Below are 19,159 nucleotides of genomic sequence, written 5' to 3'. Positions count from 1 at the left end.
GCTTGCTAACCTGATAGGTGTTACATGGCAGGCGCAAAAGAGATTCGCAGTAAGATTGCGAGCATCAAAAGCACGCAAAAAATTACCAGCGCCATGGAAAAAGTGGCGGTCAGCAAAATGCGCAAGGCACAAATGCGCATGGCTGCTAGCCGTCCTTATGCGGAGCGTATCCGCCAGGTAATTGGGCATCTGGCCAACGCCAACCCGGAATACCGCCACCCGTTCATGATCGACCGCGACATCAAGCGCGTCGGTTACATCGTGGTGAGCAGTGACCGTGGTCTGTGCGGCGGCTTGAACACCAACCTGTTCAAGGCCCTGGTCAAGGACATGGCGGTAAACCGCGAAAACGGCGTCGAGATCGATCTGTGTGTCGTGGGTAGCAAGGGTGCGGCGTTTTTCCGCAACTTCGGCGGCAACGTCGTTGCAGCTATCAGCCACCTGGGTGAAGAGCCGTCGATCAACGACCTGATCGGCAGCGTGAAGGTGATGCTGGATGCCTACCTGGACGGCCGTATCGACCGCCTGTCCGTGGTATCCAACAAGTTCATCAACACCATGACCCAGCAGCCTACCGTGGAGCAGTTGATTCCACTGGTGGCAACCCCGGATCAGGATCTCAAGCACCACTGGGACTATCTGTACGAACCGGACGCCAAAGAGCTGCTTGACGGCCTGATGGTGCGCTATGTGGAGTCGCAGGTGTACCAGGCGGTGGTCGAGAACAACGCTGCTGAACAAGCGGCGCGGATGATCGCGATGAAGAACGCTACCGACAACGCCGGTGATCTGATCAGCGACTTGCAGCTGATCTACAACAAGGCGCGTCAGGCTGCGATCACCCAAGAGATCTCGGAAATCGTCGGCGGCGCTGCCGCGGTTTAACGGTTCAAATATTCAGAGGATCCAGCTATGAGTAGCGGACGTATCGTTCAAATCATCGGCGCCGTCATCGACGTGGAATTTCCACGCGACAGCGTACCGAGCATCTACGACGCCTTGAAGGTTCAAGGCGCCGAAACCACCCTGGAAGTTCAGCAGCAGCTGGGCGACGGCGTGGTACGTACCATTGCGATGGGTTCCACCGAAGGCCTCAAGCGTGGCCTGGACGTGAACAACACTGGCGCAGCCATCTCCGTACCGGTCGGTAAAGCGACCCTGGGCCGGATCATGGACGTGCTGGGCAACCCGATCGACGAAGCCGGTCCGATCGGCGAGGAAGAGCGCTGGGGTATCCACCGCGCCGCTCCATCCTTCGCTGAACAGGCAGGTGGCAACGAACTGCTGGAAACCGGCATCAAGGTTATCGACCTGGTTTGCCCGTTCGCCAAGGGTGGTAAGGTTGGTCTGTTCGGTGGTGCCGGTGTCGGCAAGACCGTAAACATGATGGAACTGATCCGTAACATCGCCATCGAGCACAGCGGTTACTCCGTGTTCGCCGGTGTGGGTGAGCGTACTCGTGAGGGTAACGACTTCTACCACGAGATGAAGGACTCCAACGTTCTGGACAAAGTGGCACTGGTCTACGGCCAGATGAACGAGCCACCAGGGAACCGTCTGCGCGTTGCCCTGACCGGCCTGACCATGGCCGAGAAGTTCCGTGACGAAGGTAACGACGTTCTGCTGTTCGTCGACAACATCTACCGTTACACCCTGGCCGGTACCGAAGTATCCGCACTGCTGGGCCGTATGCCTTCGGCAGTAGGTTACCAGCCGACCCTGGCTGAAGAGATGGGCGTGCTGCAAGAGCGCATCACTTCGACCAAGCAAGGTTCGATCACCTCGATCCAGGCCGTATACGTACCTGCGGACGACCTGACCGACCCGTCGCCAGCGACCACCTTCGCCCACCTCGACGCCACCGTCGTACTGTCCCGTGACATCGCTTCCCTGGGTATCTACCCAGCGGTAGACCCACTGGACTCGACTTCGCGTCAGCTGGATCCGAACGTGATCGGCAACGACCACTACGAAACCGCTCGTGGCGTTCAGTACGTGCTGCAGCGCTACAAGGAACTGAAGGACATCATCGCGATCCTGGGTATGGACGAGCTGTCGGAATCCGACAAGCAGCTGGTATCCCGCGCTCGTAAGATCCAGCGTTTCCTGTCGCAGCCGTTCTTCGTGGCTGAAGTCTTCACCGGTGCATCGGGTAAATACGTTTCCCTGAAAGACACCATTGCTGGCTTCAAAGGCATCCTCAACGGTGACTACGACCACCTGCCAGAACAAGCGTTCTACATGGTTGGCGGCATCGAAGAAGCGATCGAGAAAGCCAAGAAACTGTAATCCCGGCGCCCGGCAACGGGCGCTAATTTAGGTTGAGGCAATCAGATGGCTATGACAGTCCATTGCGATATCGTCAGTGCGGAAGGAGAAATTTTCTCCGGACTGGTCGAGATGGTGATTGCACACGGTGCACTGGGTGACCTGGGTATTGCCCTGGGCCACGCGCCGCTGATCACCAATCTCAAGCCGGGTCCGATCCGCTTGATCAAGCAGGGCGGGGAAGCCGAGGTGTTCTACATCTCCGGTGGTTTCCTCGAGGTTCAGCCGAACATGGTCAAGGTTCTTGCCGACACCGTGCAACGTGCTGCCGACCTGGACGAAGCCTCCGCTCAGGAAGCCGTCAAGGCTGCCGAGAAGGCCCTGAACGAAAAAGGCGCGGACTTCGACTACGGTTCCGCTGCTGCACGTCTGGCCGAGGCCGCAGCCCAGCTGCGTACCGTCCAGCAGATCCGCAAGAAGTTCGGCGGCTAAGCCACCGCTTGTTGCGCGATTGATTAAAAAGGGTAGCCTCGGCTACCCTTTTTTCTTTTCCGATATTCATCACCTGGTCACAGCCGCTGACCACCCAGGATTGGTAGCCAGTCATGTCTCTCGAAATCGTTATCCTTGCTGCCGGCCAAGGCACCCGCATGCGTTCGGCGTTGCCGAAGGTTCTTCATCCCGTAGCTGGCAATTCGATGCTCGGACATGTTATCCACAGCGCCCGCCAATTGAGTCCACAGCGCATTCACGTGGTGATCGGCCACGGTGCGGACCAGGTGCGTGAACGACTGGCCGCCGATGACCTGAACTTCGTCCTGCAGGATAAACAACTGGGGACCGGCCATGCCGTGGCCCAGGCCGTTCCTTTCATTACCGCCGACACCGTGCTGGTGCTCTACGGCGATGTGCCGCTGATCGAAGTGGAAACCCTGCAGCGCCTGCTGCAGCACGCCACGCCTGAACAGGTGGCACTGCTGACCGTCGAACTGGCGGACCCGACCGGCTACGGCCGTATCGTGCGCAACGCCCAGGGCAAGGCCTGTGCGATCGTCGAGCAGAAGGACGCCAACGAGGCGCAGCGCGCCATCACCGAAGGCAACACCGGCATCCTCGCCTTGCCGGCCCGGCGCCTGGGCGACTGGATGAGCCGTCTGTCGAACAATAACGCCCAGGGCGAGTACTACCTCACCGATGTGATCGCCATGGCGGTCGCCGACGGCCTGGTGGTGGAAACCGAGCAACCCCACGATGCCATGGAAGTGCAGGGCGCCAACGATCGTCGGCAACTGGCCGAGCTCGAGCGTCATTACCAGAAGCGTGCGGCCCTGCGTCTGATGGCCCAGGGCGTGACCCTGCGTGACCCGGCCCGGTTCGATGTGCGTGGCGAGGTCACGGTGGGGCGTGATGTGTTGATCGACATCAACGTGATCCTCGAAGGCCGCGTGGTGATCGAGGATGACGTGGTGATCGGCCCGAACTGCGTGATCAAGGACAGCACCCTGCGCAAGGGCGTGGTGCTCAAGGCCAACACCCACCTCGACGGCGCGATCATGGGCGAGGGCAGCGATGCCGGTCCGTTCGCCCGCCTGCGCCCCGGCAGCGTGTTGGGCGAGCGTGCCCATGTGGGTAACTTCGTCGAGTTGAAAAATGCCGTGCTCGGCAACGACACCAAGGCCGGCCATCTGGCCTACCTGGGCGATGCCGTGATCGGTGAACGCACCAACATCGGCGCCGGCACCATCACCTGCAACTACGATGGTGCCAACAAGCACAAGACGGTGCTGGGTGATGACGTCTTCATCGGTACCAACAACTCCCTGGTCGCCCCTGTGGATATCTCCCACGGTGCTACCACGGCGGCGGGGTCGACCATCACCCAGAACGTCGATGAAGGCCAACTGGCGGTGGCGCGTGCACGCCAGCGCAATATCGATGGCTGGAAGCGGCCGGTGAAGATCAAGAAGAGCTGAATTATCCACAAGCGCTTTTGAGCGCTGTGGAAAGTGAGGGCCACCGTGGGTGGCCCTCTGCGTTTGTGGATAAATCTTCCCTCTTCCCCGTGCGCAGACTTCCCCCTGCGCAACCGGGCTTGCTGGCGACAGCCATTTCATCGACACCACAACATGTCGTGAATGCTCGCCTGCCAAAGGATTTTTCTGGCGGTGAAGGGAAGGGCTCGACCCGCGAACCGAAAAAGTTACCCACAAGCCATTTTTTGAAAACCTTCACTTGACGAAGTTTCGATTACAGGTTTTGATTGCACTTATTATCTTTCGAATCGAAACATAACGCCCCATGTCGAAACGTAATACCCCTCAACGTCGTCATAGCATTCTCGCCTTGCTCAGTGAACAGGGTGAAGTGAGCGTGGACGAACTGGCCAAACGCTTCGAAACTTCCGAGGTTACGGTTCGCAAGGATCTGGCCGCGCTCGAAAGCAATGGTCTGCTGCTGCGTCGTTATGGCGGCGCGATCAGCATGCCCCAGGAACTGGTCAGCGATCCCGCCCACTCGGTGTCGAAATACAAGCAGGCTATTGCCCGTGCCGCCGTCGGCCGTCTGCGGGAACACGCCCGCATCATCATCGACAGTGGCAGCACCACGGCCTCGATGATCCCGGAACTGGGCCTGCAGCCTGGCCTGGTGGTGATGACCAACTCCCTGCATGTCGCCCGTGCCCTCAGCGAGCTGGAGCACGAGCCCGTGCTGCTGATGACCGGCGGCACCTGGGACCCGCATTCCGAATCGTTCCAGGGCCAGGTCGCCGAACAGGTGCTGCGCTCCTACGACTTCGACCAGTTGTTCATCGGTGCCGACGGCATCGATCTGGAGCGGGGCACCACCACCTTCAACGAATTGCTCGGCTTGAGCCGGGTGATGGCCGAAGTGTCCCGCGAAGTGGTGGTCATGGTCGAGTCCGACAAGATCGGTCGGCGTATTCCCAACCTGGAACTGCCGTGGAGCAGCGTCCATACCCTTATTACCGATGAACGCTTGCCCCAGGAGGCACGCGAACAGATTCAGGCCCGCGGCATACATTTGATTTGCGCGGCCGTCAGCTAGGAGAGAAAAGCATGTGCGGAATTGTCGGTGCAGTTGCTGAACGTAATATCACGGCCATTCTGGTCGAGGGTCTCAAGCGTCTGGAATACCGGGGCTACGACAGCGCCGGTGTCGCCGTCTTCACTCACAACGGTACGCTGGAGCGGACCCGCCGGACCGGCAAGGTCAGTGAGCTGGACCAGGCCCTGGCCGGCCAGCCACTGGCCGGCCGCCTGGGCATCGCCCACACCCGCTGGGCCACCCACGGCGCCCCCTGCGAGCGTAACGCCCACCCGCATTTCTCCGGCGCCGATATCGCCGTGGTGCACAACGGCATCATCGAGAACCACGAAGCCCTGCGCGAACAGCTCAAGGGCCTGGGCTACGTCTTCTCGTCGGACACCGATACCGAAGTGATCGCCCACCTGCTGAGCCACAAGCTCAAGGACCTGGGCGACCTGACCAAGGCCCTCAAGGCCACGGTCAAGGAACTGCACGGCGCCTACGGCCTGGCCGTGATCAATGCGCAGCAGCCTGATCGTCTGCTGGCAGCCCGCAGTGGCAGCCCGCTGGTGATCGGCCTCGGCCTCGGTGAGAACTTCCTCGCCTCCGACCAACTGGCCCTGCGCCAGGTGACCGACCGTTTCATGTACCTGGAGGAGGGCGATATTGCCGAAATCCGCCGTGACAGCGTGCAGATCTGGGACATCGATGGCCAGGTCGTCGAGCGCGAAGCCGTGCAGTATCGCGATGGCGCCGAAGCCGCCGACAAGGGCGAGTTCCGCCACTTCATGCTCAAGGAGATCCACGAGCAACCCTCCGTGGTGCAACGCACCCTGGAAGGTCGCCTGAGCCAGAACCAGGTGCTGGTGCAGGCCTTTGGCCCCCAGGCCGCCGAGCTGTTCGCCAAGGTACGCAATGTACAGATCGTCGCCTGCGGTACCAGCTACCACGCCGGCATGGTCGCGCGTTACTGGCTCGAAGGCCTGGCGGGCATTCCGTGCCAGGTCGAAGTCGCCAGCGAATTCCGCTACCGCAAGGTGGTGGTGCAGCCGGACACCCTGTTCGTCTCCGTCTCCCAGTCCGGCGAAACCGCCGACACCCTGGCCGCGTTGCGCAACGCAAAAGAACTGGGCTTCCTCGGCAGCCTGGCGATCTGCAACGTCAGCATCAGCTCGCTGGTGCGCGAGTCGGACCTGACCCTGCTGACCCAGGCCGGTCGCGAAATCGGCGTGGCCTCGACCAAGGCTTTCACCACCCAACTGGTTGGCCTGCTGCTGCTGACCCTGGCCCTGGGCCAGGTCCGTGGCACCCTGGCGGAAGGTGTCGAAGCCGAACTGGTGGAAGAACTGCGTCGCCTGCCGACCCGCCTGGGCGAAACCCTGGCGATGGACGCCAAGGTCGAGAAGATCGCCGAGCTGTTCGCCGACAAGAACCACACCCTGTTCCTCGGTCGTGGCGCGCAGTATCCGGTGGCGATGGAAGGTTCGCTCAAGCTCAAGGAGATCTCCTACATCCACGCCGAAGCCTATCCGGCCGGCGAACTCAAGCACGGCCCACTGGCGCTGGTCGACAATGACATGCCGATCGTCACTGTGGCGCCGAACAACGAACTGCTGGAGAAGCTCAAGTCCAACCTGCAGGAAGTCCGCGCCCGTGGCGGCGAACTGATCGTCTTTGCCGACGAACAGGCCGGCATGAGCAATGGCGAGGGGACCCACGTCATCACCCTGCCGCACATCCACGACACCCTGGCGCCAATCCTCTACACCATCCCGCTGCAGTTGCTGTCGTACTACGTCGCTGTGCTCAAGGGCACCGACGTCGACCAGCCGCGCAACCTGGCGAAGTCGGTGACGGTGGAATAACGCGGTAGACGATGATGATCTGCGGGTTCTGACAATAAAGTCGCTACCAGGACAATAAAAGCTGTATCACGGGGGCCACGTCTCACCTTAGGGGGCGTGGCCTCAATGCTTTACCTTGGATCCCGAAGAGAACACCCGACCCGTCTGCACCTGTGCTTATCAAGCGCAGGGCTTGAACGACATGATGTCGATATTCTTCTTGCGCACGCTGCTTTTGGGCGCCAGGCGCATGTACCAGTCGCGAAGCCAGCAGGCGATGCTCGACTCGGCCTGTTCGATGCCGCTCATGAAGCGCGCGGTGTTGACGATTTCATTGGCGCGCGGATGCCGATGCGCCTCGTACTCCGCCAGCGCGGTGCGCAGGTCAGGGGTCTTTGCCAGGCGATCAGCCAGTACGACGGCGTCTTCGATGGCCTGCGCCGCTCCCTGGCCCAGGCTCGGCAACATGGGATGAGCTGCATCGCCCAACAGCGCCACATGCCCATCGCAGAACTGCTCTACGGGCTGTCGATCCCTGGCATGCATTTTCAATATGACATCGTCGGGCGTCGCCTCAATGGCGGCACAGACTTCCGGTGCCCAGCCGGCATAGGCGTCGAGCACTTCCTGTTTGTTGAGGCTCAAGGCGTCGTGCGAGGCGTTTTCATGGTTACAGGTCCCCCACCAATAAGCGTGGCCGTCGCCCACATCGCAAAGCCCGAAGCGCTTGCCGCGGCCCCAGTAGTGCGCCACGTAGCCTTCAGTCATGACCGGGTGGCTGAACGGCGTTACCGCCAGCCAGGCGATATAGCCCGAGGATCGCAGGGGCGTCTCGCCCAGCATTTGTCGGCGTATGACCGAGTTGAGACCGTCGGCGCCAATCAGCAGGTCAGCCGCTTGGCTGCTGCCGTCTTCGAAGTGCACCGTCACGCCATGGGCGTGGTTGGTATAACCTGCGCAGCGCATACCCGTTATCAGGGTGTCGGGTGCCAGTTGCTGCGCCAGTGCACGCAGCAGCAAGGGCCGCTGGATACTCATACTGGGGTAGCCCAGTTGCTCACCGATCTCATGAATCGGGATGCTGGTGATGGGCGCGCCACCGGTTTTCTTGAAAAAGAACTGGCGGATCTCCTGGCCCGCCTGTTCGACCGGAGCATGGGCGCCGATCGAATTCAGCGCCGCCATGGCATTGGCCATGATGGACAAGCCGGTGCCACCGGTGCGCAGCGTTTGAGCCGCTTCGAAGACCGTGACCTGCCATCCCGCGCGTTGCAGTGCGATGCCCGCCGTCAAACCGCCGACACCGGCGCCTGCGACGATGGCTTTCCTCTGTTCTGTCATGCTGTTTTCACCTGTAGCAAGCCATTCACGCCTGATGGAGCGGTCAATCCGGCAGTGTTGCCGGCGTCTCCTATCAGGGCCGCGTCCATGTGTAACTTGATGAAGCTGCCCACCCGCTGGATGTGGGGTTCGCGCATCATCGTCAGGTGGTCGCCTTCTACGCCAATGCGCTGGACCTGGGGAGAAAGCGCGCGCCATCCGCGATAAGGGTCGTTAAAGGCGGTGCCCACCATTTCGTGGGGGCTTTGCAGGACATTGGGCAGCTCGACATCCGCCGCGAATAACGTCACCGGCAGGTCCCGTGGCGGGAAACTGTAGTCCAGCATCCCTTGCCAGTTGGCGTGGAACACCCGGAACAGCTGGTCCAGTGTTGCCACGGTAATGGTTTCGTCGAAAATGCCCTGGTCGATGCCGTGCTGCCGGATCTGCGTAAAGGCTTGCGCATCGCTCATCGCGGAAAAATCCAGCGCCTGATAGTCGTATTCCTTCTGGCCGTCGCCGCTGAGCAATTCCCACATGAACCAATTGAGGAACTCGGAGCGTTCGACCTGCACCTGGCCCTGATTGATACGCACGATGGTGTCGAGCAGGAACACGTTATGCACAAACCTCCCGCGACGCTGCAACTCGCTCGCCAGCTCATACGCCACGACGCCGCCATACGACCAGCCACCGATATTCAACGCGCCGTGCGGTACGGCCTGCTCGATGGCATCGGCGTAATAGGTCGCCTGGCCGTAGACCGATGGGATCGGTTCACGGGCGTCCCAGGTTCCCGGCGCCTGCAAGGCCATAAGATTGACCTGGTCCTTGAGGACATGCGCCAGTGCGGCATAGCACAGTACGTGGCCGCCGATAGGGTGGACCAGAAACACCGGCGGCTGGCCAGGCGCGTTCTTGAAGTCCACCAGCGCGCCAGTAGCGGGGTGTCCGGTGGCGGTCCCTTGCAGCACTTGGGCGAATTCGGCGATGGTCGGGGCCTGGATGAAGTCGGCCAATGAGGGTTCCAGACCTTGATGCGTGACCAGCTTCGCGACCAGTTGCACCGCTTTGAGCGAGTTGCCGCCCACCTCGAAGAAGTTGTCATGGACACTGATCTCTTCCAGGCCCAGGGCTTCCTGCCAATAAGCCTGCAACAAGTCTTCAACGGCATTTCGGGGAGCGGTGAAGGGCCGCTGCAGGATGTGTTGAATCTCTACTTTTTGCAGTTGCCGACGGTCGATCTTGCCGGTGGGGCCCACTGGCAGTTGCTCAATGCTGATCAGCGTGTTGGGCACCATGTAATCGGGCAACGCCAGGCGCATCTCTGCCTTGAGTTGATCCAGATCCGGCACGCGCCCCGGCATGGCCTGAACAAAGCCCACCAGATAACGGGTGCCATCGTTTGCCGGCTTGTCGATAACGGCGACTTGTCGAATGTCGGCACCGAATCGGGCGGAGCCCAGCATCGCCACCTCGATCTCGCCCAACTCGACGCGGTAGCCGCGAATCTTCACCTGGGCATCACCGCGGCCTTGATAGACCAGATCACCCCAAGGCAGGTAAAACCCGATGTCCCCGGTTTCATATAGCCTGCGGGCCTGGCCTTCCAGTTGCCGGTAGACAAAGCGTTCGTCGGTCAGGTCGGATCGATTCCAGTAGCCGTTTGCCAGGCAAGGCCCTTCGATAAACAGTTCGCCGATGACGCCGACAGGGCAGGCATTGCCGGCTGCATCCAGAACATGCAGGCGTACCCCGTCGATCGGCGTGCCGATCGACGGCATGCTCGGCCAGGTTTCGCTGGCACCCTCAAGCTTCAGGCGCGTGACCACATGCGACTCGGTCGGCCCATAGTGGTTTTCTACCCGACAGCCTTCGAGGCCATCTATCAGGTCGCGGATCTCACTCGTGATCTTCAACTGCTCGCCGGCCACGTTGATCAGGCGCAGGGAGACGGGGCGAATCCCCAATTGCATGGCCACTTCGGCCAGCCCTTGAAAGGCGACGTAGGGCAGGAACAGACGGTTGATCTGCCGTGCGCAGATCAACTTCAACAATTGGATGAAGTCATAGCGCAGGGCTTCTTCAATCATCACCAGTTCAGCGCCGCAGGACAGGGTCGAGAAAATTTCCTGGAACGAGACGTCGAACGAGATTGATGAATACTGCAGTGTTTTCAGCGAAACGGTCGGGTCGATGCCCTGCGCCTGTTCGCGGTTCTGCCAGAGGATCAGATGGGTCAAGGCACGGTGTGGCATGGCCACGCCTTTGGGACGGCCTGTCGAACCCGACGTATAGAGCACATAGGCGTTGTCGTCGGCCTCGATGCCCGCCGCGAGTACGGCAACCCGTTCCGCGCAGCGGCCGGGATCGTTGTCGAACTCCGCGGCCACGCTATCCCAATGCCGCTGGTGTGCGTGCTTCGCCAGTGATGTCACCCGGCTCTGCGACGCGTCGGCGAACAGGATCAGGCTGGGCTGCGAATCCTCGAGAATCAGCCGGATGCGCTCATCCGGGAAGCTCAGGTCAATCGGCACATACGCAGCGCCAGCCTGTATGACGCCGAGCAAGGCCACGATCAGCTCGGGCGAGCGCGGCATCATGATCGCAACCCGGTCTCCCTGGCCTATGTCGTGCCGGTGCAGCCAACTGGCCATTTGCGCACTGGCGTCTCTCAGTTGGCGGTACGACAGTCGGGTCCCGTCGAAACTCACGGCGGTTTGTGGGGCATGGCGGGCAAAGCTGTCCAGCAACAGACTCGCCAGATTGTCATGGGGCCGTGGGATGGCCGGGGCTGGCGTGGTCGGCTCGAGAACGGGGCTCCATGCCGGTACACAGGGGCTGGCCTCTGGCGCGTCCATCATCAATGCCAGGGTGCGCAACAGGTATTCGGCATAAGCCTGCACCTGGCTTTCGGCGACGCGGGCAGTGCGGTAGTCCATCTTCAACATCAGCGAGCCATTGCGCGGATGGCGGCCCAGGCTGGTCAGCAGGTCATAGTTGCTGGCCTCGGTCGTTTCCCAGTCAATAAGGATTCCATCGTCCTCGGCCAGCATGTCACTGAGCACATAGAAATCGACGTAGTTGAACACCACATCCAAGGCTACGTCGGTTTCACGGTGGATCAGGGCGAACGGATAGCGCCGATGCGTGAACACCTGTTGTTCCTGGGCAATCGATTGGCGGACCAGCTCCAGCCAACTCTGGCCCAGCGTGTTGAAACGCACAGGCAATGTGTTGAGGAACAGGCCGAGAATCGAGGCTGCATCCTCGAACTCGGGGCGACCGTGACTGATGACGCCGCACAGCACTTCTTTCTGGTTGGACAGGATGGCTTGCGCAAAGCCATGAGCCGTCAACAACACCGAGCGCAACGGCAGGTCGTGCGCCCTACAGAACGCTTCGAGCCGGGCCAGGTCAGCCGCCGGCATTTCCCGATAGGCCGAACGGTGCGCTACAGGGTCTGGGGCGACCGCATGGACCCAACTGGTCATCGACGCGGCGGGCGCTTCGCGCAAGTATTCGCTCCAGAACAGACGATGCTCAGCCGTCGTCACCGCCGCCTGCTCCAGGGCGATGAAGTCGGCTGGCGTGGTGATCAGGGCAGGCAAAGGGTCGGTTTCTGGCGTCGACGTGTAGAGGGTGATCAGGTCACGCATCAGGGTGGCGACGCTCCAGCCATCGAGAATGGCGTGGTGAAAGCTGAAAACCAGATTAATGTCGTCCGCCGCGACGAATACGCCGAACTGATAGAGCGGTGCCTCATGCCAATCTGGACGGTGACGCTTACGTTCTTCGACGTAACTGGAAACCGCCAGCGCCCGCTCGGCAGGGCCCAGGGCGGTGACGTCGATCACTTGCACAGGCGGCTCGACCGCGCGATGCACACGCGCCATGGGCGTTGCGTGGTGGCTTAGATCAAAGGACATGCGCAACGCCGGATGACGCCGGATCAATGCGTCGCACGCACGGTTCCATGAGGTGGCATCCCAGCGAAGGCGTAGCCGGTAGCGAAAGATGTCGTGATAGATCGCCGAGTCCGGGTACATCATCGAGTGATAGATCATCCCGACCTGCAGCTGCGAAGCCGGGAACACCTCATCGAACACGCCCTCGCTGGCCAAGCGGATGTCTTCTGATACTTGGGCAAAAGGCTTCACATGGACGGTGGGCTGCCATTGCGCTGAGGATGCCTGCTGCGTGCTCAAAAGCTTTGCCAGTTGAGCGATGGTCGGGTTCTGGTAGATCTGCCCCAGCGTGAGCGGCATACCTTGCTCACGCGCCTTGATCTGCAGATGAATGACCTTCAGAGAGTCGCCGCCAAGCATGAAATAGTTATCGTGGACGCCCAGTACCTCGCGTTTCAGGTTGTCTTTCCAGAGCGCCACCAGCGCCTGTTCCAGTGCCGTGCGCGGCGCTGTCGCGTCAGTGCTGCCCAGGGGCTCCTGGGGTTCGGGCAAGGCCTTGCGGTCCAGTTTGCCGTTTGCATTGAGCGGGAAGTGCTCCAGCTGAATCAGATACCTCGGCACCATGTAGTCGGGGACGTGCCGGCGCAGATGCGCCTGCAGTGCCTGCGCTGACAGCTCGTTGGCGTGGGTGCCGACCATGTAGCCGACCAGATAGGTATCACCGTCGGTGTCCTGGCGAGCGATCACCACCACATCCCTGACGCCTTCGCAGGCCAGCAGATGCGCTTCGATCTCGCCCAGCTCGATGCGCAGGCCGCGGATCTTCACCTGGAAGTCATTGCGGCCCAGGTACTCGACCGTGCCGTCGGCCAACCACCGGCCCAGGTCGCCGGTTTTGTAGAGACGGGCATTCGGGTCGTCGCTGAACGGGTCGCTGAGGAAACGCTCGGCCGTCAGCTGTGCACGGTTCAAATAACCGCGTGCCACTTGAACCCCGCCAATGTAAATCTCTCCCGCGACCCCCAGGGGGACGGGCTGCTGATGGGCATCCAGCAGGTAAATCCGGGTGTTGGCGATCGGCTTGCCGATCGGCGTACTGTCGGGCGTGCCGGGGCCCGAGCAGTCCCATGCGGTGACGTCGATGGCCGCTTCGGTCGGACCGTACAGGTTGTGCAGCGCGATATCCGGATACTGCGCCTTGAAGCGCCGAACCAGATGCCCGGGTAACGCTTCACCGCTGCACAGCACACGTCGCAGCTCACTGAAGCCTTGGCGGTCGCCATGCTCCAGAAAGACATCGAGCATCGATGGCACAAAGTGCATCAGGGTGATGCCGTGTTCACGGATGACGTGAGCGATGTAGGCCGGATCCTGATGACCGCCTGGGCGGGCCATGTGTAGCTGGGCGCCGGCCAGCAAGGGCAGGAAGAACTCCCAGACCGACACGTCGAAGCCGAAGGGGGTCTTTTGCAGGACGCGGTCGGTTTCATTCACTGCGTAGTGGTCTTGTGCCCAAAGCAGACGGTTGACCACGCCACGATGCTCGTTCATCACGCCCTTGGGCGTGCCGGTCGAGCCGGAGGTGTAGAGCACGTAGGCCAGATGAGCCGCGGTCAGGCCCGGCACCTGGGGATTGGCCAGCGATTGACCCTGCAATGACTGACAATCCACATCAATCACCGGTACCGCAACGCTCGACAGCAGGCTCACTGTCGTCTGTTGAGCCAATACGGCAGAGGGAGTGCTGTCCTGCAGCATGTAGGCAATCCGGTCCGCAGGATAAGCCGGGTCCAGCGGTACATAACTGCCGCCGGCTTTCAGGATCGCGAGTAAACCGATGACCATCGACTCGCTACGCTCGGCGCAGATGGCCACACGGTCATCCGGTTTTACCCCGATATCGAGTAAATGATGTGCCAGTTGGTTGGCCCGGTCATTCAGCTCGCGATAACTCAGGCGGATATCGCCATGCACCACGGCGACCGCTTGCGGCGTGCGCTCCACCTGGGCTTCGAACAAGCCGTGGAGTGTCTGCTCCAAGGGGTAATCGAACGCGGTTGCATTGAAGTCGACCACCAGTTGATGGCGCTCCTGCTCCGGCAGGATCGAGAGGCTGTGCAAGGGCGCCTGAGGAACCTGTTCAAGGGCTTCGACCAGGCTTTCCAGTGCGGTCTGCACGTAATTGCAGATACGCTGCGCACCGATGTCGACCACGGTCTGGGCATTGAGGATGAAGTCCTCCCCCAGGTCGTCCACGTTCAATGTCAGTAGGTAGTTACTGCGTTCCTCGGCGTTCAATACTTGAATGCCGGCCCATACCGCGCCGATCTCCCGACTCAAGGCTTCGCCGTCAGTGTGTCGGTAGTTGAGCAGGGCATTGAAGAGGGGCAGATCGCCCGGCACACCGCTGCAACGCTGCGCCAGTGTCAGCGAGGCATGTTCATGTTCGAGCAGTGCCGACAGCTGTGCGTGAGTGGTTTGAACGCTGGCCCGGGCCCCCTGATCACCCACCTTGATACGCATCGGCAAGGTATTGATGAACATGCCCAGCGCACGGTCTGTACCGGCCGAGCCGCTCATTCGACCGATCAGGACGGTACCGAAGACGACGTCGTCGCGTCCTGAAAAGCGTCCGATGACCTGGGCCCAGGCCAGGTGCATCAGGCTGGCTGGACTCACTCCGGACAGCCGGGCCTGCCTGCGCAGGCGTTGGCTCAAGGTGCTGTCAATACGGTGATACACCTCTTCGATTGCGTTTGCGCCGCCGTGCACGTCGTGCAGGTTGAACGGCAGGGTCGGCTCGTCGAGGTCGCCGAGCATGTTGCGGAAGAAGGCTTCCTGGGCTTCGACACTGGCGCCCAGGCGGGCCTGGGCCACGTAATTGCGGTACGGCACCGAGGCCGGCAGGTCATGGCCTTTACCCAACATCAGGGCCTGTATCTCGTCACGCATGACGGCCAGCGCAGTGTGGTCGAGCACCAGGTGATGGCACAGCAGCAGCGAGACGATGCGCTGATGCGCGGTATCGTAGGCACTGACCAGCCGCATCAACGGTGCCTGGCCCAGATCCAGGCGATAGTGCTGCGGGTCATGGCGGTGCTGCAGTTGCGTGGAGATATCCCCTTGAGCCGGATCAAGGTGGAGGGTTTCCGTGGCAAGGGTGGCCTGGCGCCATACCACTTGCACCGGTTCGTCCAGCCCTTCCCAGAGCAGGGCGGTACGAAGGATATCGTGGCGCTGGATCAGCTGTTGCAGTGCCTGGCTGAATGCGTCCAGACGGGCTTGATCCTCGAAGGCAAAGACGGATTTCAGGACATAGGGGTCGCCCTGCTCACCGCGCAGGTGATGGAAAAGAATGCCTTCCTGCAGCGGCGCCAGGGCGTAGATGTCCTGCACGTTGGCCAAGCCCCCGGGCACCGTGGCCACGATGCGATCGATAGCGGCCTGGGTGAGGTTCGCCAGGGGCAGCATGTCCGGGGTAATGCGTTTGCAGTCCTCGGGGATCCGATTGGCAGGTACCACGATTTCCGCACCTCCGCCCACGGCCGCCGCCAGGGCGGCCAGGGTCGGCTGGCTGAACAGCACGCGAACATCGGCGCTCAGGCCGATCTGGCGCATCTGCTCTATCAGCTTGACGGCCACCAATGAATGCCCGCCCAGCTCGAAGAAGTGGTCATGGCGACCCACCTGATCGATGTCCAGCAATTCTTGCCAGATAGCGGCGATGGCGGTTTCGGTGTCACCAATAGGCGCCTCGTATTGGCGGTTGACCATCGATGACTGGGTGGGCGCGGGCAGGGCCTTGCGATCCAGCTTGCCGTTTGAGGTCAGTGGCAGCGACTCCAGGCGCACGTAGGCAGCGGGCACCATGTGGTCCGGCAGTTGGGCCTGCAGATGCTGGCGCAGCAGGTCGGGGCTCACTTCGGCATCCGTGGTGAAATAGGCCACCAGGCGCTTGTCGCCCGGCATGTCTTCACGGGCCATGATCACCGCTTCTTTCACCGCCTCGTACCCGGCCAGGCGGGCTTCGATTTCACCCAGCTCGATACGGAAACCCCGGATCTTGACCTGATCGTCATTGCGCCCCATGTACTCGAGGCGACCGTCAGCAGACCAGCGCACCAGATCGCCCGTGCGGTACAGGCGGGCGTCGGGCTGTTCGCTGAACGGGTTGGCGAGAAAGCGTTCTTCATTCAGTTCGGGGCGATTCAGATAGCCTCGCGCCACGCCGGCGCCACCGACATACAACTCACCGACCACGCCCAGAGGCATGGGCTCGCGGCGGGCGTCGAGCACATACAACTGCAAATCCGGTATCCGCTGGCCAATCGGGCTGACGCCTGCCCGCTCGACATCGTCGGCCTGCAAGGGGTAATACGTCACGTGCACGGTGGTTTCGGTGATGCCGTACATGTTCACCAGTTGCGTCCCGGCGTTGCCTGGCCTGGCGTACCAGGGCTTGAGGATGCCGGTTTCCAGCGCTTCGCCGCCAAAGATCACGTGGCGCAACGCATGGGCTTGCTGGCTGTCGGCCTGTGCGGCGATCAGTTGGCGGAAGGCGGAAGGGGTTTGGTTGAGCACTGTGACCCCAGCGTCACAGAGCAGTGCATAACATTCCCGGGGTGAGCGACTGACCAGGTGCGGGACGATCAGCAGTTGCCCGCCGTGCATCAGGGCGCCCCAGATTTCCCAGACCGAGAAGTCGAAAGCAAACGAGTGGAACAGTGCCCAGACGTCATCCGGGCTGAAGCCAAACCAGCCGTCGGTGGCCGAGAACAGGCGGGCCACGTGGCGATGTTCGACCTGCACGCCTTTTGGCAAGCCGGTGGAGCCCGAGGTGTAGATCACGTAGGCCAGATGCGAGGCGTCCAGGCCCGGTACCTGTGGGTTCTGCACGGATTGCGCCTGCAAGGCGGCATCGTCCAGATGGATGACGGGTAGTGATCCGAGCGCCAGCACCTGCGCTGTCGCGGTGTGTACCAGCACCGCGACCGGTGCGCTGTCTTGCAGCAGATAGGCCAGGCGCTCAGCGGGGTAGGCAGGGTCCAGCGGCACATAACCGGCCCCCGCCTTGAGAATCCCCAGCAGGCCGACAATCATCTGGGGGCCACGTTCGACGCAGATAGCGACCCGGTCATCGGGGCCGACGCCCAGTGTGATCAAATGATGCGCCAGTTGGTTGGCGGCACGATTCAGTTCGGCGTAGGTCAGCGCCTTGCCGTGGTGATCGCTGACGGCGCAGGCGTCTGGTTGGCGTTCTGCCTGTTGCTCGAAGCGCGTGTGAATGAGTTCATCGTCAGGGTACAACTGCTCAGTGGCGTTGAATGTCTGCAGCACCTGTTGCCGTTCGGCCATCGGCATGATCGGAAAGTGTGAAACCGCCGTGTGTTGCTGCTCGACCACGTGGGTCAGCATGGAAAGCATGCGCGTTTGAATCTGCTGCACTTCTTCCAGCGTGAAAAATGCCGTATTGAAGTTGAAGTCCAGATAAACGTCTGCGTTGGGGTTGTAGTCGCACACGAAAATCGCCAGCGGCAGGCGCTCATGCCCGCTGTACAGGGAATGCACTTTGGTCGGGCTGTCGCCGAAGATCACCTCTCCATCGAGACTCTCAAACGACAGTGACACGTCAAACAGTTGCCGCCGGCCCATCTGGTTCAGTTTCAGCATCCGGTTGAGTTCTGCGATCGGAAAGCGTTGATACCGGTAGCTGCGGCGCAACTGGGTGGAGGTCGTCTGCATCAGTTCCAGAAACGAAGCCTGGGGGTCCACCTCAAGACGGATGGGATTCAGGGAGGAGAACATGCCCGCGGTGTTCTTCTGGTAAGCCGTTGTCCGGTTGTGGACCGGCATGCCGATGACGATGGAGTCGACACCGGTGGTACGGCAGAAGTAAGTGCTGATGACGCTCATGAAAATATGAGGCAGTGACAGGCCCTTACTGCGTGCAAACTGCCCGAGCTCCTCGAAAAGAGCCCGGGGGATCATCATCTGGCTCAGCGCGCTGGGCGCTGTTCGGTTGTCGGCAACCGCGACGCGTGGCTGCAGAAAGGGTGGCGGCAGCTCGGCATAGCGCTCTTTCCAGAAAGCCTTGTCACGTTCGAAACGGGTCGATTCCAGATAGGCTCGGTCCTCGGCGAGAAACGACAGATAAGAATTTCCCTGGGGTGGATTGTGATCACCCCGCAGCAGGCCGTTGTAAGCGTCTACCACCGCGTGAATGATCAAATAGACCGCGATGCCATCCCCTACCAGGTGGTGGTTGCGATACAGGCAGTAATGCCGATCCGCTCCGCAGCGCACGAGCCTGGCCTCCCACAGCACCTCCCCCAGCAGCGTGAACGGCTGGCGAAAAACATCTTGCAGGTAGGCCTTTACAGGTTCTTCGCCAGCCTGTTCGCCTGAAAACTCGACAACGCTCAGCTTCGCCTTGACGTGGGGCAGTACGCGCTGACGCACGCTTGCACCCTGCTCACTGAGCACCAGGCGCAAGGACTCATGGCGATCCACGATCAGCTGGAACGCTTTCTCGAACAGCGGCAGATCCAGTTCACCCTTGATCTCAAGGACCATGCCGATGTTGTAGTAGGGCAGTTCGGGATTCGCGATCTGGTCAAACCAGATGCCTTGCTGGGGGGAGGTGAGTTCAACGGCTGGCGTTTCAGGGGCGAACATTGGCAAGTCAGCGGATGTCATGGGGGCGCCTGTATTCAAGTCACTCAGGCTCGCCAACAACCAATGGATCGGATGTGAAAAGCCAGGGAGAGGGGG

General features: G+C 61.2%; 8 protein-coding genes. 6 read left to right on the top strand and 2 right to left on the bottom strand.

Going from position 1 to position 19,159, the window contains the following annotated elements:
• Positions 1-24: 24 nt before the first annotated feature.
• The 6 genes from atpG to glmS all read left to right on the top strand — a co-directional run bounded on the left by atpG (position 25) and on the right by glmS (position 7,181).
• On the top strand, positions 25-885 hold the full coding sequence (atpG, locus tag ACMGT0_RS00935) for a F0F1 ATP synthase subunit gamma (RefSeq protein WP_017902417.1): 861 nt from the start codon (positions 25-27) through the stop codon (positions 883-885).
• 27 nt (positions 886-912) lie between these two features.
• On the top strand, positions 913-2,289 hold the full coding sequence (gene atpD / locus ACMGT0_RS00930) for a F0F1 ATP synthase subunit beta (RefSeq protein ID WP_054056437.1): 1,377 nt from the start codon (positions 913-915) through the stop codon (positions 2,287-2,289).
• Positions 2,290-2,334: 45 nt separating this feature from the next.
• Positions 2,335-2,760 carry a F0F1 ATP synthase subunit epsilon gene (locus tag ACMGT0_RS00925; RefSeq protein ID WP_010447599.1) on the top strand — a complete coding sequence of 142 codons (426 nt, stop codon included), beginning with the start codon at positions 2,335-2,337 and terminating at the stop codon, positions 2,758-2,760.
• Positions 2,761-2,873: 113 nt separating this feature from the next.
• On the top strand, positions 2,874-4,241 hold the full coding sequence (glmU, locus tag ACMGT0_RS00920; RefSeq protein WP_416771134.1) for a bifunctional UDP-N-acetylglucosamine diphosphorylase/glucosamine-1-phosphate N-acetyltransferase GlmU: 1,368 nt from the start codon (positions 2,874-2,876) through the stop codon (positions 4,239-4,241).
• A gap of 325 nt (positions 4,242-4,566) precedes the next feature.
• Complete coding sequence (locus tag ACMGT0_RS00915; RefSeq protein WP_054056439.1) at positions 4,567-5,334, top strand: DeoR/GlpR family DNA-binding transcription regulator; 768 nt, start codon at positions 4,567-4,569, stop codon at positions 5,332-5,334.
• Positions 5,335-5,345: 11 nt separating this feature from the next.
• Positions 5,346-7,181 (top strand): glutamine--fructose-6-phosphate transaminase (isomerizing), encoded by a 1,836-nt coding sequence (gene glmS, locus ACMGT0_RS00910; RefSeq protein ID WP_054063426.1) that lies wholly within the window; start codon positions 5,346-5,348, stop codon positions 7,179-7,181.
• A 159-nt stretch (positions 7,182-7,340) separates the two neighbouring features.
• Here the strand turns inward: glmS and ACMGT0_RS00905 are convergent, their stop codons facing one another.
• Together ACMGT0_RS00905 and ACMGT0_RS00900 are read right to left on the bottom strand one after the other, a co-directional pair.
• The gene (locus ACMGT0_RS00905) at positions 7,341-8,501 is read right to left on the bottom strand and encodes an FAD-dependent monooxygenase (protein WP_054063427.1); all 1,161 of its coding nucleotides are present in this window, start codon (positions 8,499-8,501) and stop codon (positions 7,341-7,343) included.
• Positions 8,498-19,084 carry an amino acid adenylation domain-containing protein gene (locus tag ACMGT0_RS00900; RefSeq protein ID WP_416771131.1) on the bottom strand — a complete coding sequence of 3,529 codons (10,587 nt, stop codon included), beginning with the start codon at positions 19,082-19,084 and terminating at the stop codon, positions 8,498-8,500. Before ACMGT0_RS00900 ends, ACMGT0_RS00905 begins: the two co-directional genes overlap by 4 nt.
• Positions 19,085-19,159 lie beyond the last annotated feature (75 nt).

Origin of the sequence: Pseudomonas sp. RHF3.3-3, assembly GCF_048069595.1 — a bacterium.
GTDB lineage: Bacteria > Pseudomonadota > Gammaproteobacteria > Pseudomonadales > Pseudomonadaceae > Aquipseudomonas > Aquipseudomonas fuscovaginae_B.
The sequence above is the reverse complement of the archived record's forward strand: the minus strand, read 5'-3'. Positions and strand labels throughout refer to the sequence as shown.